Below are 22,883 nucleotides of genomic sequence, written 5' to 3'. Positions count from 1 at the left end.
CCCGACCGACCCCCGCTCACCCCGGAATCCGAGGAGACCCCGTGACCGACGACAACCGTCCCATCGACGACGCCGCGCTGCGCCAGGCCATGCACCGCGTCCGCACCGAGGTCGACAAGGCCGTGGTCGGTCAGGCGGGCACCGTCACCGGTCTGCTGGTGTCGCTGCTCGCCCGCGGTCACGTGCTCCTGGAGGGCGTGCCCGGCGTCGCGAAGACGCTGGTCGTGCGGTCGTTCGCCAGGGCCCTGGGGCTCGACACCAAGCGCGTGCAGTTCACGCCCGACCTCATGCCCGGCGACGTGACCGGCTCACTCGTGTACGACGCCAGGACGGGCGAGTTCGACTTCCGCGCCGGCCCCGTGTTCACGCACATCCTGCTGGCGGACGAGATCAACCGCACGCCGCCGAAGACGCAGGCCGCGCTCCTGGAGGCCATGGAGGAGCGTCAGGTGTCGGCCGACGGCGTGAGCCGCACGCTGCCCGATCCGTTCCTGGTCGCCGCGACCCAGAACCCGATCGAGCACGAGGGCACGTACTCGCTCCCCGAGGCGCAGCTCGACCGGTTCCTGATGAAGCTCGTCGTCGGCATGCCGGAGCGCGACGCCGAGGTGTCGGTGCTGCGGCGCCACGCGCAGGGCTTCTCGCCGCGCGAGCTCACGGGCGTCGAAGCCGTGGTGTCCGCCGAGGAGATCCGCGCCGCCCAGCACGCGGCCGCCGCCGTCGAGGTCACGGACGACGTGCTCGGCTACGTCGTCGACCTGGCACGGGCCACCCGCCAGTCCCCCTCCGTGGAGCTCGGCGCGAGCCCGCGCGCCTCGACCGGACTCCTCGCTGCCGCCAAGGCCTGGGCCTGGCTCAACGCGTCGACGGCCGTGACGCCCGACCACGTGCAGACCATGCTCGTCCCCGTCTGGCGCCACCGGCTGCAGCTGCGGCCCGACGCGCAGATGGAGGGCGTGTCCGCCGACGCGGTGCTCACCTCCGTGGTGCAGCAGACCAGGGTGCCGATCTAGGTGTTCGTCACCGGACGCCTCGCCGTCGCCCTCGCCGTCGGCATCGTCCCGCTGGTCCTAACCGGTCTCGCGGGGGTGCCGCCGTACGCCGTGCTCGGAGGCTGGCTCGCGCTGTGCGCCCTGCTCGTGGTGTTCGACGTGGTGCGGGCGGCGAGTCCCCGCGCGGTGACCGTCACCCGCCGGCTGCCCGCGCGGGCGCGCCTCGGCGAACCCGTGCCGGTCAGCGTCGCCCTGCACAACCACGGAACGCGGACGCTCGACGCCGTGATCCGCGACGCCTGGCAGCCCACCGCCGGTGCGCCCCTGGAGCGCCAGCGCCTGCGCATCGCGTCGGGTGAGCGCGGACGGGTCGAGCTGCCGCTGCATCCTCGCCGTCGCGGCGAGCTGGTGAGCGAGTTCGTCGTGATCCGCTCGCGCGGGCCCCTCGGCATCGCGGGACGGCAGGCGCGCCACCTCGTCCGCGGCGCCATCCGCGTGCTGCCCGCGTTCAGCTCCCGCAAGCACCTCCCCTCCCGGCTCGCCCGGCTGCGGGAGCTCGACGGCAACACGAGCATCCAGGTGCGCGGTCAGGGCACCGAGTTCGACTCGTTGCGCGAGTATGTCCGGGGCGACGACGTGCGCTCGATCGACTGGCGCGCGACCGCCAGGGCCGGGACCACGATGCTGCGGACCTGGCGCCCGGAACGCGACCGCCACGTCGTCATCCTCGTCGACACGGGTCGCACGGCAGCGGCCCGCGTGGGCGACGGCACCCGCCTGGATGCGAGCCTCGAGGCCGCGCTCCTGCTCGCGGCCCTCGCCTCCCGCGCGGGCGACCACGTGCACCTGCTGATGTTCGACCGGGTCGTCCGGGCCAGGGTCACCGGCGTCGACGGCACCGCGCTCCTTCCCGCGCTCACCGATGCCATGGCCCCCGTGCACGCACGACTGGTGGACACCGACTGGCAGAGCGCGTTCGCGGCGGTGCGCACCCTGACCACGCGCCCCTCGCTGATCGTCGCGCTCACGGCGCAGGACGCGGCGGAGTCCGCACGCGGCTTCCTCGGCGCATTCCCGACCGCGTCGCGGGCGACGACCGTGCTGGTCGGCTCGGTCACCGACGACGGGATCGCCGCACTGGCGCGCGCCAGGGGCTCGCGCGAGGAGGTGTACGTCGCCGCAGCGGCCGAGCGGACGCTCCGCGACGCGGAGAACGTGGCCGACGCGATCCGGCGGGCGGGCGGCGAGGCCATCGCCGCCGACCCCGAGGCGCTCCCACCCCGGATTGCCGACCGCTACCTGGAGCTCAAGGCCGCCGGACGGCTGTGACCGGGGCCGTCGTCAGCCGGCGACGAGCCGCGGCGTGCCGGCCTCGTACTCGACCAGGTCGCCGCTCTCCCCGCGGCGATACGCCCGTCCGCCGATGGCGAGCATGTAGACGAGGAACACGGCGAGCGCCGCGGCCCCGATGCCGATCTTGACCGGCCACGGCAGCGCCCAGCCCGTGACGAAACCCTCCACCAGGCCCGACAGGAACAGGGCGAAGACGAGCCCGATCGCGACCGTGGCGAGGGCCCGCCCCTCCTCCGCGAGCGCTTCACCGCGCGACCGGCGACCCGGCGCCACCCACGCCCAGAACACGTGCAGCCCGGCGGCGGCTGCGACGAAGATGCAGGTCATCTCGAGCATGCCGTGCGGCAGGATGTAGAGCACCATCAGGTCGGCCTTGTCGTGGGCCGCCATGACCGCGCCCGACGTGCCGAGCCCGAGGGCGTTCTGCAGCAGCATGTAGATCGGCCAGATGCCCGTGACGCCGAACAGCACGCACTGCATCGAGATCCAGGCGTTGTTCGTCCACACCATGCCCATGAACACGGCAGCGGGGTTCTCGGTGTAGTACCCGGTGAAGCTCTCGTCGGCGTACTGCTCCAGGGCGTCGGGCGGGCCGAGCGTCGCCACCAGCGCCGGATCGCTCGCGATCCAGCCCGCGACGCCCACGGCGACCGCGATGAACGCGACCGCGATGATCAGGGTGGTCCAGCGCAGCCGGTAGAGGGCGGCGGGGAGCTGGAGCCCGAAGAAGCGCCCGACCTGGGTGAGGATGCTGTCGGAGGCGCCGGTGAGCCGCAGTCGCGCGCGCACCAGGATCGTCGAGAGGTAGGCGCCCTGCGGCGAGTCGCCGACGGAGGTCTTGAGCTCGGCGAGGTCGGCGGATGCGGCGCGGTAGCGCACGATGAGCTCGTCGACCCCCGCGCCGTCGAGGCGAGCGCGGCTGAGCTGATCCAGCCGCTCCCACTCGGACCGGCGGACGTCGGTCAGGGCATCGGCATCCACCTGATTTACTGTACTCATGTCCGCGCAGATCGACGTCTCCGACGAGGTGCTCTCCGGTGAGGCGGTCGCGATCGACGTGCAGCCGGTCGGGTTCGTGCTCCGCGCCGCGGGAGCGATCATCGACATGCTCGTGGGCTACGGCGTCTTCGTGCTGTGGATCTTCCTGCGCATCTGGCTGCTCGACGCCGGCGTGCTCGACGAGGCGACCGACCGCATCGCCACCGTCGCCGCGCTCGTGGTGAGCTTCGTCGTCCTGCCGATCACGATGGAGGTCGCCCTGAAGGGACGCAGCCTCGGCAAGCTCGCGGTCGGCGGGCGCATCGTGCGCCTGGACGGCGGCGCCGCCGGGTTCCGGCACGCCTTCATCCGCGCGCTCCTCGGCGTGCTGGAGATCTACCTCACGTTCGGCGGCCTGGCGGTGCTGGTGGGCGCGTTCACCTCCCGCTCGCAGCGACTCGGCGACCTCGTCGCCGGCACGTACAGCCAGCGCGTGCGCACGCCACGGCTGACCGGGCACGCGCCCGTGCTTCCGCCGCAGCTCGCCGGATGGGCGCAGATCGCCGACGTCGCCCGGCTGCCCGATCGCCTGGCGCGCCGCATCTCGCAGTTCCTGGAGAGCGCGCCGCGGATGATGCCCGCCGCGCGCGAGCGGGTGGCGCAGGGACTGCTCGCGGAGGCGGCGCCGTTCGTGTCGCCGGTGCCCGCCGCCCCCGCCGAGCTCGTGCTCGTGGGCATCACGGTGCTGCGGCGGGAGCGCGAGCGGCGGGCCCTGGAGAACGCAGACCGCCGCGCCGAGCGGCTGACGGGTCGCCGCGTCGGCGTCTGACCTCGCCTCTCCGCCGCGCTCAGTAGCGGTAGTGGTCGAGCTTGTACGGCCCCTCGACGGGCACCCCGATGTACGCCGCCTGGCTCTCGGTGAGCGTCGTGAGCCGCACGCCCAGCGCGTCCAGGTGCAGACGCGCGACCTTCTCGTCGAGTGCCTTGGGCAGCACGTGAACCCCGACCGGGTACGCCGCCGCGTTCGTGAACAGCTCGAGCTGCGCGAGGACCTGGTTCGTGAACGACGCGCTCATCACGAACGACGGGTGCCCGGTCGCGTTCCCGAGGTTCATCAGCCGGCCCTCGCTGAGCACGAGCACGCTGCGACCGCTCGGCAGGCGCCACTCGTGCACCTGCGGCTTGATCTCGACCTTCTCCGCACCGTCGAGCGCCTCCAGCCCCGCCATGTCGATCTCGTTGTCGAAGTGGCCGACGTTCGCGACGATCGCGAGGTGCTTGAGCGCCAGCAGGTGCTCCACCGTCACCACGTCGCGGTTGCCGGTCCCGGTCACGACGATGTCGACCCCGCCGGCCACGTCGATCAGACGCGCCACCTCGAAGCCGTCCATCGCGGCCTGCAGCGCGCAGATGGGGTCGACCTCGCTCACGATGACCCGGGCGCCCTGACCGCGCAGCGCCTCGGCCGCTCCCTTGCCCACGTCGCCGTAGCCGCACACGAACGCGACCTTGCCGCCGATCAGCACGTCGGTCGCCCGGTTCAGCCCGTCGGGCAGCGAGTGACGGATGCCGTACTTGTTGTCGAATTTGCTCTTCGTGACCGCGTCGTTGACGTTGATGGCCGGGAACAGCAGGTCTCCCGACACCGCGAGCTCGTACAGGCGGTGCACGCCCGTGGTGGTCTCCTCGGTGACGCCGATCAGCCCGGCGGCGACCCGCGTCCAGCGGTCGGGCGACGCCGTGAGGGTCCGACGGAGCAGGTCGAGGATCACACGGTACTCGTGCGGGTCGCCCTCGGCGGCATCGGGGACGACGCCCGCCCGCTCGAACTCGACGCCCTTGTGCACCAGCAGCGTGGCGTCGCCGCCGTCGTCGAGGATGAGGTTCGGGCCGTCGACGCCCGACGACGACCAGTCGAAGATCCGCTCGGTGCACGCCCAGTACTCCTCGAGCGTCTCGCCCTTCCACGCGAACACGGGCACACCGGCGGGCGCGTCCACCGTGCCGTGCGGGCCGACCACGACCGCCGCGGCCGCCTCGTCCTGCGTGGAGAAGATGTTGCAGCTGGCCCAGCGCACCTCGGCACCGAGCGCCACGAGCGTCTCGATCAGCACGGCCGTCTGCACGGTCATATGCAGCGATCCCGCGATGCGCGCGCCCCTGAGCGGCTGCGCCGCGCCGAACTCCGCGCGCAGGGCCATGAGCCCTGGCATCTCGTTCTCGGCGAGCCGCAGCTGGTGCCGTCCGGCGTCGGCGAGGGACAGATCGGCGATGCGGTACTCGAGCTCAGGCATGGGCCCATTGTTCCATCAGGTCGCGGACGCACCGCCCGTGTGTCAGAACCGGATGGCGTCGATCACCTTGACCCGCAGCGCCACGAGCGCGGGGATGAAGCCCGACACCGCGCCGACCACGACCGAGGCGACGAGACCGACCAGTGCCGCCCGCATGGGGAACGGCGGGATGTCCTGGATACCGGGGAACATCGAGCCGATCAGCCACTCGGAGCGCAGCACCGCCACGACGATCGCGATGCCGATCGCCCCCGCCACGGTCGTCGCCACCAGACTCTCCAGGAACACCGCGAAGAACACCCGGCCGGAGCTCGCGCCGAAGGCCCGACGCACCCCGATCTCCCGCACCCGCTGGCGCATCGCGACGAGCTGGATGTTGATCAGGCTGAGCGCACCGAGCGCGAGGATCAGCGACGCGATGCCGCCCGTGACCATCTCGAACGTGGCCTGAGCGTCGGCGGTGCCGGGTTGCGCCGCCCAGTCCGAGCGGCTCACCGACACCGTCTGCCCCTCCGGCAGCCCGGCGCGGAGGTCCATCGCGAGCACCGGCGCGATCGCGTCGACCTCGTCGGGGCCGAGCCACACCTCGTACTGGGTGAACGTCTCCTCCGGCAGCGCGTCGACGCGGTCACGGTAGGCGTCGTACAGCAGGTCCAGACGGAGCTCCTCGTCGCCGAAGCCCTGCCGCGGCACGACCCCGACCACCTGGTAGGTGCCGCCGGCGTCTCCGGTGACGGTGATCGTGGGGTGCTGGGCGACCGGGACCCGCCCGATGCGCTCCCACAGCGGCTCGCTGATGACCACCGCCGGTGCGAGCGCCTCGAGGTCGCCGTCGTGCAGCCACCGGCCCTCGAGCAGCTTCTCCCGGTGGATCTGCGAGTACGCAGGGTCGACCAGCCGGGTGTTCACCGGGGTCACCCCGTCGGGCAGCGCCACGCCGAGCGAGAGGCCCTGGGCGATCCGGGCGGTGTGACTGAAGCCGAAGCGCTCCGAGGCCCTGCGGAAGCGCTCGTCCACCTCGTCCGCGTCGACCGGGGTGCCGTCGTCGGCCGACACCGCCACGACCACGGTGGCCGCACGGCCGCCCCAGCGGTCCGACTGCTCCTCCTGGAACTGGCGCTGGTACTCCGAGATCGCCACGACCGCGGTGAGCGCGCCCACCGACACGGCGATGCCGATGAGGCTGAGCAGCACACGGAGCTTGTGCACCCGGATCTCGGCCCAGGCGTCGGAGAGCGCTCCGAGGAACCCGGTCACGACGCGACCTCCGCGGCCCCGGGCACCGAGGCGGCGAGCGTGGACGCCTCGAACGCCTTCGTGAGGTCGGCCGGCTCCAGCCGCCCGGCGTCCAGGCGGTAGTGGCGGCGCGCGCGAGCCGCGACGTGCAGGTCGTGCGTGATCGTGACGAGGGCGGCGTCGGTCTCGGTCGCGACCTCGTCGAGCAGGGCCATCACGGTCGCGCCGGTGTCGATGTCGAGGGCGCCGGTCGGCTCGTCGGCGAGGATCAGCACCGGGCGGCGTACGAGCGCGCGGGCGATCGCGACGCGCTGCTGCTCGCCGCCGGAGAGCCGGTCGGCGACCTGGTCGACGCGGTGCCCGAGTCCGACGCGCTCCAGCATGTCGGCGGCGATGCGGCGGCGGTCCCAGAACAGCCGTCCGCGCGCGTGGCCGAGCGGCATCATGACGTTGTCCAGCGCGGTGCGACCGGGCAGCAGGTTGAACTGCTGGAACACGAAGCCCACGTTCTCACCCCGGAGACGGTCGAGGCGACCGGAGCGCATCCGGCGGACCTCCCGCCCCTCGAACGACACCGTCCCGGACGTGGGGGCATCGAGCATGCCGAGGATGTTGAGCAGCGTCGACTTGCCCGAACCCGACCGTCCCACGATCGACACGTGGTCGCCCGCGCCGACCTCGAGGTCGACGCTGCGGAGGATCTCCAGGCGTGAGTCGTCGGGCAGGAGGACGCTCTTGGCGACGCCCTCCAGCGCGACCAGCGTCACCAGCTCATCCCGCTGTCGCACTGCTCGACGCCCGGGGAGATCTCGTAGCAGAACTCCTCGACGGGTGCGACGAAGCCCGGGACGAACTGGCGGATGCTGTCGCCCTCCGCGAGCCCGTCGGTCACCTCCACCATCGAGCCGTCGTTGACGCCGAGGGCGACCTCGCGCTCCTCCGGCTCGCCGCCGTCGCCCGCGTCGACCCACACCTTTCCGGTGCCAGCGCCGCCCTGCACCGCCGTGACCGGGATCACCAGCGCATCGTCGACCTGTCCGAGCGCGAGATCCATCGTGGCGGGCAGGCCGGCGAACACGGTCTGATCGGCGGGGATCGCGCAGCGCACGCTCGCGGTGCCCTCCTCGCTCACCTGCACCCGCACGCCCGTGCACGGGAACGGGGCGGGGCCGCCGGTGATGGTCACCGTGGCCTCGGTCGGCGCGTTGACGAGCCGGTACAGCTGCACGGGCTCCACGGTCGCCTGCAGGTGGTAGCGGGCCGGGGTGAGCGTGTACGTCTCCGTGCCCACCGTGGTGGCCTGGCCCTTCACGATCGCGAGCTCCGACACGTCGCCGGCCTCGGGCGCCAGCACGTCGATGTCCTTGCGCGGGTCGTCCTGGCGCACGGTGAACAGCTTCTGCCCGGCCGCGACGCTCGCACCGTCGGCCACGTGCACCGCCGTGACCGTGCCGTTGAGCTCGCTGCGCACCGGATAGCTCTCGTCGCGCGCGACCGTGCCGTCCAGGCTGAGCGCGTTGACGACGGCCCCACGCTCGACCGCGACGACCGGATCGGTGATGCCCGCCTCGGGGCTCACGATCGCCTCAGACCGGTCGGGGAAGAAGGCGATCTTCACGAGTGCGGCGGCGCAGGCGCCGAAGATGACCACGAGCAGCAGGGGCAGGACCCAGCGACGCCAGACGAGCACGGTAGCCTTTCCGGCCGCGCCGCCGTGACACCGCCGCCGTCAGAGTACCCAGGAATCGGCAGGGGCCACGGGGCCTCCGCCCGCGTGTCGGATCAGGCGCGCAGGGCCTCGTGGCGGATCACGAGCCAGCCCGCCGGCACCGAGAGCCGGTCGGCGTGCGGGGCGCACAGGTCGTGCGCCTGCGGGTCGTTCGCCGTTCCGAGCGGTCCGAGAGCGGCCATCTGGTCGCCGTAGTCGTAGGTGAGGGTGGCCACGGCCTCACGCGCGCAGCCGACCTTCGAGCAGAGTCGTCCGTCCATCCCCTTCACGCTACGACCCCCGTCGCGAGCGGAGCGGATGCCGCGCCGAGCGCGAGCGCAGCGCCTAGACTTTCGGCATGCCCCGTCGTCGCGCCCACGCCCCCACCGCCCGACGCGGCGCGAGGCACGGACGCCACGGACGACTCGGGCGCAGCGAGGTCGTCCGCCCGCCGCTCGCACCGCTCGACGGGCGGCTCGACCGGTTCGACCTCACGGTGGGCACTGCGGTGGAGTTCCTCCGCGGCACCTGGCCCGAGCTGCAGGAGGTGCGCTTCGAGATCGGGGCGCTGCCCGCGGCCGAGGGCGACGGGGAGGTGCCGCGCTGGCACCTGGACCGCGAGGGGCGGCGGATCGTGCTGTTCCGCATCCCGATCGAGCGGCTGCTCCCTCCGGGACACGACGACGCCGCGCACCGCCGCATGGCGATCGAGAGCGCGGTGTTCCGGGCCGCCGCCGAGTACGTCGGCCGCGAGCCCTGGGACCTCGGCCACGACCACTGACTGCGCGCCCCGTCCCGGGGTCAGGGGTAGACCGTGATCGACTTCTCCACGCCGGGCGACGGCGGCACCGGCAGCACGCCGAGCGCACCGGCCGCGGTCAGGGTCACCGCGGCGTGCACGGGTCCGGTGGTGCGCAGCAGATAGGTCGTCCGCGCGGTCACGTCGATACCGCGGGTCTGCCCCGCCGGCACCGACACCTCCTGCGGCTGACCGCCGTCGATCCGCTCGACCGTGACGGTCGCGTCCTCGTCGCCCGTGTTGGCGAGCTGCAGCCGCGGGGCGGGACCGGCGGGCACGGCGACCGCGGCCTGGTCGTCGAGCTGGGCGGCCGGAGTCACCCACGCGAAGTCGGTGTCGCGTCCGAAGCCGTCCTGCTGGCGGACGGCGGCGACGACCGGGGCCTCCGCCTCGATCTCCACGGTGTAGCGTCCCGGCTCGAGCCCGCTGAGCGCGACCTGCGCGGGGACGTCGGGGTCGAGCGGGACGGAGAACTCGTCCGTCGTCGGCGAGGAGCCCTCGCTGTGCACCGTGACCTTCGCCATGGCGTCGGCGCCGGGTGCCAGCAACCGCAGCACGGTCATGTCGGCCTCGTCGCCGTCGGACGTGAACGTCTGGACCCCCGTGATGACCACGTTCTGCTGCGCGCCGGCCACGGCCTCCTGCAGGTCGATGCCGGCGGGGTCGAGCACGCGCACGAGCGACGACTGCAGGACGGCGCGCACCGGAGCCCCGACCGCGCTCACCTTGACGACCGGCGCCTCGTTGCCGGCGGCGATCGAGGTCAGCGGAAGAGCGGTCTGCGTGCGCGCCGGGATGATGACGGTGCGGCCGCCGCGCGTCTCACCGTACACGGTGAGGGTGACGGTGGACGGCACCTCGGCCGCGTTGGTGAGGATGACGATGTCCTCGGTGCCGGTGCCCACCGCACCGCCGACGAGCCAGGACTCCAGGCGCGGCACCGTGCACGGGGTGGCCGCGAAGCCCGCCAGGTCGTCCGCGGCGAGGGTGAACGACTCGGCGCCCGCGATGAGCGGAGCCGTGCGGCCCTCCACGGCACCGGTGAGCACGGCGACCTCGTCGCCGTCGGCGAGGTCGGGCGTCGCCACTCCCGACGAGGCCGGGTCTCCCGACGTGCCGCCGGTGGTGAGCGTGGGGGCTGCGGCCGCTGTCATGTCGAGCGGTGCGGACGAGTCGCGTCCGAGCGCCCGGAAGTCGCCGTTGCAGACCAGCACGCTGTCGCCGGGGAGCGGAGTGACCTGCTCCTGCGCGGGCTCGTGCGCCACGGTGGGCCAGGGCGCGTGCACGGCCGCGACGACCCCGATCACGCAGGCGGCGGCCACGGCCACGCCCGTCACGACGCGGGCGCTGGTCGCGGCGACCCGGAATGCGCGGTTGCCGCTCATCGGCGCTCCTCCTCGGGCTGCGGTGCGGGGGTGTCGTCGTCCGATTCCGCGGCGTCCGCGGGCTCGACCTCGGCCTCGGGAACCGGTTCGGCGATGGGCGCCAAGGCCTCGTCCGTCAGAGCCGGTTCGTCCTGCGGATCCTCGACCGCGCCGACGGGCGGGTCCTCCACGACCGCGGCCGGGAGATCTTCGGCGTGGCGCGGCAGCACCATCGGCTCCTCCGGCGCCCGCCCGACGATGCGCGACTGCGCCCTGGCGGCACGCCGCGACGCCCTGGTCGGGATGGACAGCAGCAGCGCGGCCAGCACCACGAGCAGCTGCAGGGTGATCACGAGCCGCGCCGTGCCCTCCTGCGCCGCGGTGAGCGACGCCGGTGCCGCGGCCTCGCCCTCGAGCCGCCACAGCACTCCGCGCTCGGTGGTGCCCGCGTGGACGAGACCCGGGCGCTGGTCGATCGCGGCGATCGAGGCCGTGCGCAGCGCACGGGCCCGGTCGCCCTCGCCCGCGACCTGGGCGATCAGCACGTAGCTGATGCCCTCCGCGGCGAGTTCGGCCGGTGCATCGAAGTCGCGGGCGGAGATCAGGTCGACCGCGAGCGTGCCGGTGTCGGTGCCCTGGGGCTCGACGGCGGTCGAGAGCATGGTGGTCTGGGCCCCGAGGGTCTCGCTGGCTCCGCGGACCACCTCGACCGCGAGTCCGCCGTCGTTCTGCGGGGTGAGGATGAGCGTCGAGATCGCGCGGTCGCCCGCCGCCTGCGCGGCCACGTAGGCGGGCAGCGTCGACTCCGGCCCGTTGGTGAGCACGGATCGATCGGTGTGGAACGCGGTGAGGGCGGGCAGGGCACACACCAGGAGCGCGGCCGCCGTGACGGTGGTCGCCACGGTGCGCAGCCGCGGCAGCGGGAGCGCCGTGTCGAGCGTGACGGTCGCCGCGCCGAGCACTCCGATCCACGCGAGGCTGAGCCCCGTGCCCGGCCAGATCGGCACGGGGGTGCCCTGCGCGAACGAGACGCTGACGCCGACCGCGAGGAAGGCCGTCGCGACACCGGCGACGGCGACCACCAGCAGCGTGATGCCCGCGCGCCACCGCGGTGAGACGGCCGAGGCGAGGGCGAGCAGCGCGAGCGGTGCGCACAGGAGGGCCGCCCACGTGCCGAGACCGCCGGGCGCGACGGTCGCCCAGCCCGCGAGGTCGGTCGTCGGGAAGCCGAGGGCGATCGCGAGGCGGCCGACCGCGTCTGCTCCGGCCTGCGGTGCCGCCCACGTGAGTCCCGGGTCGGCGAGCAGTGCCAGGGGCGTGCCGTGCAGAAGCTGCCAGGAGATCAACGGCCCGAACAGCACGGCCGTGGGCAGCGGGAGCCACAGCAGACGACCGGCGCCGCGGAACTGGGCCGTGCCGATCACGATGCCCAGCGTCACGAGCCACAGCAGAGCGAGCGCGGGGGCGAGCGAGGGCGCACAGGCGAGCACCGCGGCCAGCAGCAGCGAGGCGCTGCCCGCGGCACCCCACGAGCGGTGCGCGACGACCGCGGAGTGGAACAGCCACGGCAGCAGGAGGTGGGCGAGCACCGCGGCGGGGCGGCCGTCGACGAGCGCGGTGAGGAACGTGGGTGCCAGCGCCCAGGCGATCCCGGCGAAGATCCGCAGTCCGGCGCGATCAGTCACACGGGTCGCGGCGAACCACCCGCCGAGCACCGCCAGGGGCAGCGCCAGGATCCACAGCAGCACGAGGGTGAACGAGGGGCCGGCCGGCCACAGCGAGCCGAGCACCGCGACCACGGCGGCGAAGGGATCGGCGGGGCCGACCACGTCGACGCCCAGTCCGCGGGTGCCCCAGGCCGCGTCGCCCCACAGCGCCGCGACGGTCTGGCGCAGCGGCAGCAGGCCACCGCCCCCGATGGCCGGCCAGGCGAGCAGCGTGGTGAAGGAGGCGATGCCCACGACCAGGGCGGCCAGCACGACCCATGCGCCGCCGCCGGAGAAGAAGCGCAGCTCGCTCACCGCGCCGTGCTCGCTGCCGTGCCCGTCGTCGAGCCGTCGGCGCAGTTGCGCCGAGGTCACCCGGAGCGGGGCGATGCTGGCCCAGGAGGACGTGCGGAAGGCCCGGATGCGTGCGCGCGAGCGGGCGACGGCCCCGAATCGCAGCATCGCGGCCAGCGCGGCGCCCCACTCGGGCAGCACGGCCTCGGGTCGCTTGCCGATCAGGTGCGTGATCGACCGCCACAGCGCGAGCGGCAGCAGAGACAGCCAGTGCAGCGGCACGGCCGGAAGGGGCGCATAGGCCAGACGGCGGTGCAGCTGCGCGAGGCGCGTGACGTACGCGCGGCGGGAGCGCCCGGAGGGCAGGGCGGCGGGGCCGTCCGGCGCGGCGGAGACCCGGGCGCTCGGCGCGAGCACGACGCGCCCGCCGCCCAGGCGCGCGCGCACCCCGAGGTCGAGTCCTTCGTCGGCGCCCGCGAGTGCCGGGTCGGGCCGCAGCGCGTCGCGCACCTCCCCGCGGATCAGCAGGCCGCGGATGTCGGCGCCGAGCGCATCGTCCATGCGGTCGTGCTGGCCCTGGTCGAGCTCCCCGGCGGCGAGCTCGACCGATCGGCCGAGCGCGGTCATGCTCACACCGAGTGACACGATCTCCCGGTCGTTGTCGGTGGCCACGACCTTGGGGGCGACGATCGCGGCGGACGGCGAGCGCTCCAGCGTGCCGACGAGTCGTTCGAGCGCCCGCGGGTGGGGGGCGGTGTCCTGGGCCAGCAGCCAGATCGCAGACCCCTCCGGCACCCGAGGCCTGGCGAGATCGATCGCCTCCGCGAACGAGGTCGACGGCCGCGCCTCGATGATGCCCTCCACCGTGTTCGCGACGGCTTCGCTCTCGCGAGCGGTCGCCGCATCCCCGCACAGGACGAGCGTGACGGCGTCGGGGGCGAGCGTCTGGGATCGCACGGCGTCGAGTGTGCGGAGCAGCTGCGCGCGGGCCGAGGGGCCGGGGCGCGCGACGATGATGGCGTGAACTCGGGCTGGCATGACGTGGTCAGCCTATGCGCGCGATCGTCGGCGTCGGGTCAGGGACCCCGGCGCGCCCGCGAAGCCGCGCGGCGTGATCGCCTCAGCTGGCGCGGCGCTTGAGCTTGCGGCGCTCGCGCTCGGAGAGACCGCCCCAGATGCCGAAGCGCTCGTCGTTGCTCAGCGCGTACTCGAGGCATTCGCCACGGACGTCGCACGCGGTGCAGATGCGCTTGGCGTCTCGCGTCGAGCCGCCCTTCTCGGGGAAGAAGGCCTCCGGGTCGGTCTGCGAGCAGAGCGCGTCGCTCTGCCAGGCGAGGGCGTTGTCGTCGTCCGGGTCGGACCGGCGAACCCCGGGAACACCGAGGTTGACCGGATCGACGAACCAGTTCTCCGGCACATCGGAACGGTAACCCGTCATGTCGACCTCCAACCCTTCAAAAACCGCCCCCCTGGCGGGCCGTGCTCACCTAATTACACCGGTGTGATTCGCTCGGGTCAAGTCGCGGATCGTAAACCCTCAACGGATTCTTGAAGGTTCATGGACGCCCGTCGGCGTGTCGCGGTCGTGTCAGCGCCCGGGCGTCGCCACGAACGCCTCGCCCGCACCACCGAGGGTGAGCGTGCGCTCCTCGGCGTCCGCGAACACCGCCGTGCCGACCGCCGCCGTGAGCTCCTCCCCCGTCGCCGTGGCCACCCGCACCGCACCCGAGGTCGCGAGCACCATCGTCGGGCCGTCCACCGCGAGCGTCACCGGCTCGCCGTCCAGCGCGACCCGCCGCAGCGCGAAGTCCGGCACGGGCACCGGGTACTCGGTGATCGCCTGGCCGTCCTGCGGACGCAGCACCGGCACCTCGCCCGTCGTCGTGTCGAGGATGTGCAGCAGCTCGGCGACGTCGATGCGCTTCGGGGTCAGTCCGCCGCGCAGCACGTTGTCGCTCGCCGCCATGATCTCCACACCGAGACCGGAGAGATAGGCGTGCAGCAGCCCGGCCCGCAGGAACACGCCCTCACCGCGGCGCAGCACGACGTGGTTCATCAGCAGCGCCACCACCACGCCGGGGTCGCCAGGGTAGTGCCCCGCGATGCCGGCGACCGCCCGCACCGTCTCGGTCCACTCCCCCGCCTCGCCCGCGGCCGCGGCGATCACGGCGGCCGTGATCTCGTCGACCTCCGCCTGGGCGTCGCCGCCGAGCAGCCAGCCGATCGCGGAGCCCAGCGGGTCGGACTCCTGCTGGAGGAGCTCCCGGAGCCGGGAAACCCCCGGTCCCGGCGCGAGCGTGTCGAGGAGCCGGAGCGACTCGGCGACGGGGCGCAGTCCGCTCAGCGACTCGAAGCGCTCGCTCAGCGCGACGATGAGCTCGGGCTTGTGGTTGTCGTCCCGGTAGTTGCGCTCGGGGTCGTCGAGGGGCCGTGCGCTCTCCTTCGCCCACCCGGCCTTCGCCTGCTCGATCGTCGGATGCACCTGGATCGACAGCGGGCTCCCGGCTGCGAGCAGCTTCAGCAGGTAGGGCAGGGTGCCGCCCGTGACGCGGTCGAGCGTGCCGTCGCCCACGACCTCCGCCGGGTCGCCGGGGTGGTCGCCGAACCACACCTCGGCCTCCGGTGCGCCCGTCGGGGTGCGCCCCTCCAGATCGGCCAGCAGGGTCTCGGATCCCCAGGCGTAGTCGCGGGGGGCGTTCGTGAGCGCGAGCAGCATGCCCCCAGCGTAGAGCCCCGCTGCGGCGCTCAGGATCGCCGCGCGTCCGTCGCGGTAGCCTGAACGCGATGGCCCAGTACACCAAGCACCCGGTGGCCCCCCTTCCCACCGCGCCGGAGCGCGAGTCGACGGGGCACCTGCTGCTGCGCGGGTACGTCATCCTCGTGCTCTTCGTGGCCTTCGCGCACTCCGCCGTCTACAACCTGCTCGGCGTGGTCGGCGCCGCCGCCGTGCTGGGACTCTTCACCGTCGCGACCCTCGCGATCGGCATCCCGATGCTCGCGCGTCGTCGTCCGCAGCCCTTCCGCTGGCGACGCCTGCCGTGGGCCGCGCTGGGCTACACCGCACTCGCGCTGGTGTCCGTGGCATGGTCGCAGTGGCGCGGGCCGACGATCGCGACCGGGCTGCTGCTCGCCGCGGTCACCGTGAACGGCCTCTTCATCGCGCACGTGCTCACCTGGCACGAGATCGTGCGCGCGCTGTCCTCCGCCTTCAAGTGGATCCTCGGACTGTCGCTCGCCCTCGAGCTGTGGGTGTCCCTCGTGCTGCACGGCCCCCTGCTGCCGAACTTCGTCGACCTGCCGGACGGCGAGATCGACCCGCAGTGGTACTGGGTGCGCGACAACCTGTTCGACGGTGGCCGCATCCAGGGCATCGTGGGCAACGCGAACCTGCTCGCGATCGTGTCGCTGTTCGCTCTCATCACGTTCGGCGTGCTGTTCGCGGCACGGGCGCGGTGGCGCACCACCCTCGCGCTGTGGATGATCCTCGCGGCCTACTTCCTGCTGCGCACCTCCTCCGCCACGGCGCTGGTGTGCGCGGGCGCCGCTGTGGTGGTGCTGGTGGTGGCACTGGTCATGCGGCGGGCGTCGACCCCGAGCGCCCGCACGCGCGTGTACGTCGTCGCCATCGGCTCGACCGTGATCGTCGGGGCCGCCGTCTGGCTGCTGCGCGGGCCCCTGCTGTCGCTCCTCGGCCGCAGCGCCGACCTGACCGGGCGCTCGGAGAAGATCTGGACCAAGGTCCTGGAGCGCGCGGGCGAGCACCCCCTGTTCGGCAACGGCTTCTCCAGCCCGTGGGTGCCGAGCGATCCCGCGTTCGACCACTGGATCGTCGACCACGGCATCACGGTGTTCCACGCGCACAACATGTGGCTCGACGTGCTGCTGCAGCTGGGCGTGCTCGGCGTCGTGCTGATGGCCGTCGCCTACGGCAGCCTGCTGTGGCGCTCCTGGTTCTTCGCGGTCGACCGTCCGCGGTGGGACCTCGACGCGCACCGACCGTTCTCGCCGATCACCCTGCTGCCGAGCCTCTACACCATCGTGCTGCTCGTGCAGGGCCTGACCGAGTCCACGCCGATCATGCTGTGGGGCTGGCTGCTGCTGGTCCTGTTGTCGTTCAAGCTGAAGTCCGTGCCGCTCGTGGGCGTGGGTGAGCGCGACCTCGTGTTCGAGCGCGGGACGACGCAGCGGCGGGTGCCGTGACGCCGGGTCGCACGATCACCCGGCTCCTCGGGTCGGCGGAGTTCGCGCGGGCCTTCACGCTTGCGGTGCTGCTGGCGGTGTTCGGCTCGTTCCTGATCGAGCGGATGACGTCTCCCGTCACCCTCGCCACGATCGTCACGCTGCTCTGCGTGCTGGGAGCCGCGATCCTCTGGGTGCGCCGCGAGGAGCTGTCGCTGCTGCGCCTCGCGCCCTCGTCGCTGATCGCGTTCCTCGGCTGGGCACTGGTGAGCCTGGTGTGGACGACCGATCGTTCGGACACGTTCTTCGGCTGGCTCTCCCTGCTGGGCTTCGCGTTCCTCGCCATCACGGTCGGCCACATCCGCGACACCCTCCAGACCGTGCGGGCGCTGGGCGACGCGCTGCGGGTGCTCCTGACGCTCTCGCTGGGCGTGGAGATCCTGTCCGGCGTGCTGCTCGACATCCCGTTCTCGTTCCTCGGCGTGCAGGGCGACCTCGCGCTCGGCGGACCGGTGCAGGGCGTCTTCGGCAGCCGCAACATGCTCGGCTTCATCGCCGTGATCGCGCTGATCACCTTCGTGATCGAGTGGCGCACGCAGTCGGTGGACCCGCCGCTCGCGGTCGTGTCGATCGCCCTCGCCGGCGGGCTGGCGTTCCTGTCCTCCTCGCCGACGGTGCTCGTCCTGGCGGTGGCGGTCGGCATCGTGACGGTGGCGCTCACGATCGTGCGGCACACCTCCCCCGCGCGTCGCACCATGGTCCAGTGGGGCCTCGGGGCGCTGGTCGCCCTCGCCCTGGCGGTGGCGTTCGCGCTGCGGCACCAGATCATCGCGCTGCTGGACGCCGGCTCCGATTTCTCGATGCGGGCGACCCTGTGGAACATGATCCTCGACTTCGTGTCCATCAAGCCGATCACGGGGTGGGGCTGGTTCGGCGACTGGGCTCGCGGGGAGTATCCGTTCACGTTCATCAACTTCCAGCTGGGCGAGCACCACCAGAGCGCGCTGAACGCGTTCTTCGATGTGCTGCTGCAGCTCGGCACGGCCGGCCTCGTGCTGTTCCTGCTGCTGGGAGGAGTCGCCCTCATCCGCTCCTGGCTGGTGGCGAGCGTGCGCCGATCCGTGGTCTACGCGTGGACGCCGATCACGCTCGTGACGCTCGCCGTCGATTCGATGTTCGAGAGCTTCACGCTGGTGGGTGCCGGCTGGTTCCTGCTCGTGCTGTGCGCCCTGCGCGCCGGGCAGTCCCGCTCATGGCGCGAGAACATCGACGCCGCGCACACCGGGGCCATCCCGACCCTCCGCCCCCAGGGCTAGGGTCCGCGCCGGAAGTCAGCGCAGCGAGCGGAGCTTCTCCGACCAGGCCAGTGCATCGCGCACACCGTCGTCGACCGAGCGCTCGGCGCGCCAGTCCAGCACCGCGGCGGCACGGTCGACGATCGCGTACGCGCCCGCCTGGTCGCCCGGGCGTCGGCCGGTCTCGACCACCGGCAGCACCTCGCCCGTGACCCGCTCGAACGCCTGCACGAGCTCGCGCACCGTGACGCCGTCGCCCGTGCCCAGGTTGATCACCTGGTAGGGCTCGTCGGGCGTGGCCACGCGGTCGAACCGCTGCACCGCGGCGACGTGCGCGAGAGCCAGGTCCCAGACGTGCACGTAGTCGCGCAGCCCGGAGCCGTCGCGCGTGGCCCAGTCGGTGCCGGTGATGGTGAAGGGCTCGCCCGAGGCGTGCGCCTGCATGATCTTGCCCAGCGCGTGCGAGGGCGTGGGGTTCTGCAGTCCCGTGCGCAGGCGGGGGTCGGCGCCGATCGGGTTGAAGTAGCGCAGCGCGATCGCCCGGAAGTCGCCGGCGGCCGCTGCGTCGGCGAGGATCTGCTCCACCATGGCCTTGGTGGTCGCGTAGGGGCTCGCGGGCGCCAGGGCACCGCTCTCGTCGACGCCGTCACCCGACTCCCCCGCGTACACCGAGGCCGAGGAGCTGAACACGACGCGCGGGACGCCCGCGTCGCGCAGCCGCTGCAGCAGCACGATCGTCTTGCCCACGTTGCTGTCGTAGTAGCCCAGGGGGTCGGCGACCGATTCCGGCACGACCACGCGCGCCGCGCAGTGGACGACGGCGTCGATGTCGGGGTGGTCGGCCAGCAGCCGGTCCAGCACCGCGTGATCGGCGATGTCGCCGACGTAGAGGTTGCGTCCGTCGCCGAACACCTCGAGCCCCTTGGAGAGGTCGTCGAGCACGACGACCTCGATCCCGGCCTCGATGCATGCCGTCGCCACGGTCGATCCGATGTAGCCGGCGCCGCCGGTGATCAGTACCTTCATCGCGGTCAGTCTAACCAGGCGGGCTGGGCGCGACCGGGGAGGCTCTCCGCGGATCCCGAGGTGACGAACGGTAGGCTACTCACTGCTCGTCGAGTCGCGCGCTGCCCACCGGCGGCGTCCCGCGACACCAACATCGGAGAACCTCCCTGTGGCCCACGTCCTTCAGAATGTCGTCTTCCCGCTCGATCGCGACCCCGACCTGCTCCCGCTCTACGCCGACCCCGAGACCTGGTCCGTGATCGAGAACGAGCCCGTCCGGGTGTCCAACAGGGCGCACCTGGGCAACATCCTCGGCCGTCACCGCGCGCGCATCGTCGCCGGCCGCCGCGTCTCCCTCGGCACCTACTTCAACGCCTTCCCCGCGTCGTACTGGCAGCACTGGACGAGCGTGCGCGAGGTGCAGCTCACGGTCCGCACGACCGGACCCGCCACGATCCTCGTCTACCGCTCGAACGGCAGCGGCGTGCGCCAGCGGGTCGCCACACGCGAGGTCACCGGAGAGGCCACGACGTCGTTCGACCTGGCGCTGACGCAGTACAGCGACGGCGGATGGATCTGGTTCGACGTGGTCGCCGACGAGAAGCCCGCCGTGCTGGAGGGCGCTGAGTGGACCACCGAGCACGAGCCGGCCCGCACCGGCAAGGCCTCGCTCGGGATCACCACGTTCAACAAGCCCGACTACTGCGTCGAGACGCTGCGCGCCCTGGCCGCCTCGCCCGATGCCCTCGAGTTCGTCGACCGCATCTTCCTCGTCGACCAGGGCACGCAGCTGGTCCAGGAGCAGGACGGCTACGACGACGTCGCCGAACGCCTCGGCGAGACCCTGCAGGTGATCCGGCAGCCGAACCTGGGCGGCTCCGGCGGCTTCGCCAGGGCGATGCACGAGACGCTGCAGCGCCCGGAGAGCGACTTCGTGCAGCTGCTCGACGACGACGTGCGCCTGGAGCCGGAGTCGCTGCGCCGGTCGATCGTGTTCGGACAGTACGCGACCACGCCCGTGCTGGTGGGCGGCCACATGTTCGATCTGCTCGACCGGCCCAAGCTGCACGGGTGGGCCGAGGTGGTCGACCAGGCGCCGTTCATGTGGCGCAACCTGTACCAGGAGCAGATGCCGCACGACTTCGGGGTGTCGAACCTGCGCCAGTCGACGCTGCTGCACATGCGCATGGACGCCGACTACAACGGCTGGTGGATGTGCCTCATCCCGGTCGAGGCGGTCCGTGCGGTCGGCCTCGCCCTCCCCGCATTCATCAAATGGGACGACGCGGAGTTCTGCCTGCGCGCCGGGGAGGCCGGATTCCCCACCGTCTCGATGCCGGGCGTCGCCCTGTGGCACGTCTCCTGGGTGAACAAGGACGACACGATCGACTGGCAGGCCTACTTCCATGCCAGGAACCGCATCGTCGCCGGGCTCCTGCACTCGGAGGTCCCGCGCGGAGGTCGCCTGCTCCGGCACAGCCGGCGCGTCGACCTCAAGCACCTGATGATGATGCAGTACTACCCGGTCGCCCTCCGTGCCAGGGCGCTGCGCGACGTGCTGTCGGGGCCGGAGCACATGCGCCGGAACATCCGTACCGCGATGCCCGCCGCGCGGGCCCTCGCCGCCGAGTTCCCCGAGACCGTGGTGCACCGCGACCCGTCGCGCGTGCTCTACTCGCGTCGCGGGCGCCAGGTGTACAAGCAGGTGTCGAAGAACGACCTCGACAACCCGACCGGTCTGCGGCTGCGCTGGTTCACGCTGACCACGCTGGTGTCGCACTGGATGCACCGTCCGCACCCGGCGAACGTCGTGCAGCCGGAGGCCGAGTTCGGCAAGGAGGATGCCCAGTGGTGGCGCGTCCCCTCCTTCGACAGCGTGCTGGTGAGCACGGCCGACGGCTCCGGAAAGAACATCTACACGCGCGACCGCCGCCAGTACCGCCGCATGCTGCGCGAGAGCGTCCGGCTGCACGCCGAGCTCCGGCGCCGGTGGCCGGAGCTGCGGGCGCGCTACCGCGAGGCGATGCCCGATCTCGTCTCCCCCCAGTCCTGGCAGCAGATCTTCGAGGAGAAGGCATGACCGCGGCCCCCGCTGCATTCGACCCCACCGCAGCGACCATCGTCATCGTCACCTTCAACCGTTCGCACCTGTTGTCCGGGCTGCTCACCAGCATCACCGCGATGGACCCGAAGCCGGGCCGCGTGGTCATCATCGACAACGCGTCGGCCGACGACACCACCGACGTGGTCGAGTCGTTCCGTGACGACATCGGCACCGAGATCGTGTACCGGCGCCTGCAGACGAACACGGGCGGGTCCGGAGGCTTCAGCGAGGGCATGCGCACCGCGTACGAGCTCGGGTCCGAGTGGATCTGGATGATGGACGACGATGTGGAGGTGCTGCCGGACGGCCTCGCCAGGATGGGCCGCTGGGCGCCGCGCTTCAAGAGCATCCAGGGCCGCCGGTACGACTACGACGGCAGCGAGTTCTACTGGCAGTACCGCATCGCGGAGCGCATGGGCATCCCGATCCCGTTCGCCCCGGCCGGCTTCGACGAGTCGGGCTACAAGCACATGAACAGCGGCTGCTTCGAGGGCATGTTCATCCACCGCTCGATCGTGCAGCAGATCGGTCTGCCCGACCCGCGGTTCTTCATCTACTGGGACGACCAGATGTACGGCTGGCTGGCTTCGCGCCTGACCACGGCGGTCATCGTGGACGAGTTCGTGCTGCGTCGCACGCGCGAGATCAAGCAGTGGGACATGGGCATCCGGCACATGAACGCGTCGAGCAACGCCTACCGGTACTACATCATGCGCAACCGCGGCTTCATCAAGCAGTACTACCGCGTCCACGGCGTGTACAACCCTGTGCTGTTCGGCCTCGGCACCGCGGCGACGTTCGCGAAGGAGCTCATCCGGCTCGTCTTCGTCGAGCGCACGGTGCGGGGCACGAGCAACCTGTTCCGCGGGATCCGCGACGGCGGCCGCGTGGGCCGCGACCGGTCGTGGCAGCCGATGACCCCTCTGGAGGCATGACGTGACCGATCCGCAGGAACCGCAGCCGGAGCTCCGCTGGGCCCCGCTTCCGCCCACCCCTGAGCGCAAGGGGCGGGTGTGGCTGATCGTCGGCCTCTCGGTGCTCGCCCTCGCGATCATCGGTGCGCTGCTGTTCTTCCTCCTGCCTCGCGGAGACGGGCCGACGCCGGCACCGAGCGCCTCGCCCTCGCCGAGCTCGACCCCCACGCCGACCGAGACCCCGACGCCCACGGCCACGCCGACGGCGGGCCCGCAGCCGAGCCAGACGCCGATCGTGACGCAGCCGCCGGTCGTCGACCCCACCGTGGAGGCTTTCCGCGGACAGGTCTCCGGGCCGCTGGCCGACGCGCTGCGCGGGCTCGACATCGTCGCGGGCGCGAGTGGTCAGGACGCACTGCCCGTGGTGGACACGCTGCAGGAAGACGCGCGACGCCTGTCGGACCTCCCGGCACCGTCGTCGATCGCGGACAGCTGGCGCGACGGCACCGCCTCGTACACGCAGCGGCTCAGCGAGCTGCGGACGGCGATCACCGACGGCGGGAACACCGCCGGCGCGGTCGATGCCGCGCGCACGGCGGCGCAGAGCCTGCGGAGCCTCGTCGGCCTCTGAGCCCCGGCGACCTCGCCCCGACCGTGCGGGC

The 22,883-nt window shown here is 72.5% G+C and carries 20 protein-coding genes; 9 read left to right on the top strand and 11 right to left on the bottom strand.

Annotated features, from left to right (window positions below; translation table 11 throughout):
* The first annotated feature begins 41 nt into the window (after window positions 1-41).
* Both KZC56_RS11645 and KZC56_RS11640 read left to right on the top strand, forming a co-directional pair.
* Window positions 42-1,013: an AAA family ATPase gene (locus tag KZC56_RS11645; RefSeq protein WP_136035405.1), complete on the top strand. Its 972-nt coding sequence runs from the start codon at window positions 42-44 to the stop codon at window positions 1,011-1,013.
* The gene (locus tag KZC56_RS11640) at window positions 1,014-2,321 is read left to right on the top strand and encodes a DUF58 domain-containing protein (RefSeq protein ID WP_136035404.1); all 1,308 of its coding nucleotides are present in this window, start codon (window positions 1,014-1,016) and stop codon (window positions 2,319-2,321) included.
* A 12-nt stretch (window positions 2,322-2,333) separates the two neighbouring features.
* On the opposite strand, the gene KZC56_RS11635 is transcribed toward KZC56_RS11640, so the two are convergent.
* Entirely contained in the window at window positions 2,334-3,326 is a 993-nt protein-coding gene (locus KZC56_RS11635; RefSeq protein ID WP_247638608.1) for a stage II sporulation protein M, read from the bottom strand.
* Between the two features lie 16 nt (window positions 3,327-3,342).
* Between KZC56_RS11635 and KZC56_RS11630 the strand changes: the two genes are divergently transcribed.
* Window positions 3,343-4,152, top strand: coding sequence for an RDD family protein (locus tag KZC56_RS11630; protein ID WP_247638607.1), 810 nt, complete (start codon window positions 3,343-3,345; stop codon window positions 4,150-4,152).
* Between the two features lie 19 nt (window positions 4,153-4,171).
* Here KZC56_RS11630 and ahcY read toward each other — a convergent pair whose 3' ends face one another.
* The 5 genes from ahcY to KZC56_RS11605 all read right to left on the bottom strand — a co-directional run bounded on the left by ahcY (window position 4,172) and on the right by KZC56_RS11605 (window position 8,842).
* On the bottom strand, window positions 4,172-5,617 hold the full coding sequence (ahcY, locus tag KZC56_RS11625; RefSeq protein WP_136036381.1) for an adenosylhomocysteinase: 1,446 nt from the start codon (window positions 5,615-5,617) through the stop codon (window positions 4,172-4,174).
* A 42-nt stretch (window positions 5,618-5,659) separates the two neighbouring features.
* The gene (locus tag KZC56_RS11620; protein WP_136032264.1) at window positions 5,660-6,874 is read right to left on the bottom strand and encodes an ABC transporter permease; all 1,215 of its coding nucleotides are present in this window, start codon (window positions 6,872-6,874) and stop codon (window positions 5,660-5,662) included.
* Window positions 6,871-7,620: an ABC transporter ATP-binding protein gene (locus KZC56_RS11615; protein ID WP_136032267.1), complete on the bottom strand. Its 750-nt coding sequence runs from the start codon at window positions 7,618-7,620 to the stop codon at window positions 6,871-6,873. The genes KZC56_RS11620 and KZC56_RS11615 overlap by 4 nt, the downstream gene beginning before the upstream one ends.
* Window positions 7,617-8,543 carry an efflux RND transporter periplasmic adaptor subunit gene (locus KZC56_RS11610; protein WP_136036380.1) on the bottom strand — a complete coding sequence of 309 codons (927 nt, stop codon included), beginning with the start codon at window positions 8,541-8,543 and terminating at the stop codon, window positions 7,617-7,619. The genes KZC56_RS11615 and KZC56_RS11610 overlap by 4 nt, the downstream gene beginning before the upstream one ends.
* 92 nt (window positions 8,544-8,635) lie before the next feature.
* The gene (locus KZC56_RS11605; RefSeq protein WP_136032271.1) at window positions 8,636-8,842 is read right to left on the bottom strand and encodes a DUF3499 family protein; all 207 of its coding nucleotides are present in this window, start codon (window positions 8,840-8,842) and stop codon (window positions 8,636-8,638) included.
* 77 nt (window positions 8,843-8,919) lie between these two features.
* Here KZC56_RS11605 and KZC56_RS11600 point away from each other — a divergent pair, with 77 nt between their 5' ends.
* Window positions 8,920-9,342, top strand: coding sequence for a hypothetical protein (locus KZC56_RS11600; RefSeq protein ID WP_240744592.1), 423 nt, complete (start codon window positions 8,920-8,922; stop codon window positions 9,340-9,342).
* A 20-nt stretch (window positions 9,343-9,362) separates the two neighbouring features.
* Here KZC56_RS11600 and KZC56_RS11595 read toward each other — a convergent pair whose 3' ends face one another.
* From KZC56_RS11595 to manA, 4 genes are all read right to left on the bottom strand, one after another.
* A complete protein-coding gene (locus KZC56_RS11595; protein ID WP_206251478.1) occupies window positions 9,363-10,745 on the bottom strand; it encodes a DUF5719 family protein in 1,383 nt (460 codons plus the stop codon).
* On the bottom strand, window positions 10,742-13,762 hold the full coding sequence (locus tag KZC56_RS11590) for a glycosyltransferase (protein WP_247638606.1): 3,021 nt from the start codon (window positions 13,760-13,762) through the stop codon (window positions 10,742-10,744). Before KZC56_RS11590 ends, KZC56_RS11595 begins: the two co-directional genes overlap by 4 nt.
* 82 nt (window positions 13,763-13,844) lie before the next feature.
* Window positions 13,845-14,162, bottom strand: coding sequence for a WhiB family transcriptional regulator (locus tag KZC56_RS11585; protein ID WP_136029858.1), 318 nt, complete (start codon window positions 14,160-14,162; stop codon window positions 13,845-13,847).
* Window positions 14,163-14,312: 150 nt separating this feature from the next.
* Window positions 14,313-15,440, bottom strand: a complete 1,128-nt coding sequence (manA, locus tag KZC56_RS11580; RefSeq protein WP_247638605.1) for a mannose-6-phosphate isomerase, class I — start codon at window positions 15,438-15,440, stop codon at window positions 14,313-14,315.
* Window positions 15,441-15,508: 68 nt separating this feature from the next.
* On the opposite strand from manA, the gene KZC56_RS11575 reads away from it, so the two are divergent.
* Window positions 15,509-16,924 carry an O-antigen ligase family protein gene (locus KZC56_RS11575; protein ID WP_136029863.1) on the top strand — a complete coding sequence of 472 codons (1,416 nt, stop codon included), beginning with the start codon at window positions 15,509-15,511 and terminating at the stop codon, window positions 16,922-16,924.
* Window positions 16,921-18,219, top strand: coding sequence for an O-antigen ligase family protein (locus tag KZC56_RS17815; RefSeq protein WP_136029864.1), 1,299 nt, complete (start codon window positions 16,921-16,923; stop codon window positions 18,217-18,219). Before KZC56_RS11575 ends, KZC56_RS17815 begins: the two co-directional genes overlap by 4 nt.
* A 15-nt stretch (window positions 18,220-18,234) precedes the next feature.
* Here KZC56_RS17815 and galE read toward each other — a convergent pair whose 3' ends face one another.
* Complete coding sequence (galE, locus tag KZC56_RS11565) at window positions 18,235-19,224, bottom strand: UDP-glucose 4-epimerase GalE (protein ID WP_136029866.1); 990 nt, start codon at window positions 19,222-19,224, stop codon at window positions 18,235-18,237.
* Window positions 19,225-19,372: 148 nt separating this feature from the next.
* On the opposite strand from galE, the gene KZC56_RS11560 reads away from it, so the two are divergent.
* From KZC56_RS11560 to KZC56_RS11550, 3 genes are read left to right on the top strand one after another with little or no spacing between them, the layout of a single operon-like run.
* Window positions 19,373-21,283 (top strand): glycosyltransferase, encoded by a 1,911-nt coding sequence (locus tag KZC56_RS11560; protein WP_136037059.1) that lies wholly within the window; start codon window positions 19,373-19,375, stop codon window positions 21,281-21,283.
* Window positions 21,280-22,242 carry a glycosyltransferase gene (locus KZC56_RS11555; RefSeq protein WP_136029870.1) on the top strand — a complete coding sequence of 321 codons (963 nt, stop codon included), beginning with the start codon at window positions 21,280-21,282 and terminating at the stop codon, window positions 22,240-22,242. The genes KZC56_RS11560 and KZC56_RS11555 overlap by 4 nt, the downstream gene beginning before the upstream one ends.
* 1 nt (window position 22,243) lies before the next feature.
* Window positions 22,244-22,852, top strand: coding sequence for a hypothetical protein (locus tag KZC56_RS11550; RefSeq protein ID WP_247638604.1), 609 nt, complete (start codon window positions 22,244-22,246; stop codon window positions 22,850-22,852).
* Window positions 22,853-22,883 lie beyond the last annotated feature (31 nt).

The sequence above is a fragment of the Microbacterium sufflavum genome, assembly GCF_023091155.1.
GTDB classification, from domain to species: domain Bacteria; phylum Actinomycetota; class Actinomycetes; order Actinomycetales; family Microbacteriaceae; genus Microbacterium; species Microbacterium sufflavum.
The sequence above is the reverse complement of the archived record's forward strand: the minus strand, read 5'-3'. Positions and strand labels throughout refer to the sequence as shown.

Coding starts and splice junctions, on each gene's coding strand:
- KZC56_RS11630 (WP_247638607.1), top strand. CDS start 3,343: ATGTCCGCGCAGATCGACGTCTCCGACGAGGTGCTCTCCGGTGAGGCG.
- ahcY (WP_136036381.1), bottom strand. CDS start 5,617: ATGCCTGAGCTCGAGTACCGCATCGCCGATCTGTCCCTCGCCGACGCC.
- KZC56_RS11605 (WP_136032271.1), bottom strand. CDS start 8,842: ATGGACGGACGACTCTGCTCGAAGGTCGGCTGCGCGCGTGAGGCCGTG.
- KZC56_RS11600 (WP_240744592.1), top strand. CDS start 8,920: ATGCCCCGTCGTCGCGCCCACGCCCCCACCGCCCGACGCGGCGCGAGG.
- KZC56_RS11595 (WP_206251478.1), bottom strand. CDS start 10,745: ATGAGCGGCAACCGCGCATTCCGGGTCGCCGCGACCAGCGCCCGCGTC.
- KZC56_RS11590 (WP_247638606.1), bottom strand. CDS start 13,762: ATGCCAGCCCGAGTTCACGCCATCATCGTCGCGCGCCCCGGCCCCTCG.
- KZC56_RS11585 (WP_136029858.1), bottom strand. CDS start 14,162: ATGACGGGTTACCGTTCCGATGTGCCGGAGAACTGGTTCGTCGATCCG.
- manA (WP_247638605.1), bottom strand. CDS start 15,440: ATGCTGCTCGCGCTCACGAACGCCCCCCGCGACTACGCCTGGGGATCC.
- KZC56_RS11575 (WP_136029863.1), top strand. CDS start 15,509: ATGGCCCAGTACACCAAGCACCCGGTGGCCCCCCTTCCCACCGCGCCG.
- galE (WP_136029866.1), bottom strand. CDS start 19,224: ATGAAGGTACTGATCACCGGCGGCGCCGGCTACATCGGATCGACCGTG.
- KZC56_RS11555 (WP_136029870.1), top strand. CDS start 21,280: ATGACCGCGGCCCCCGCTGCATTCGACCCCACCGCAGCGACCATCGTC.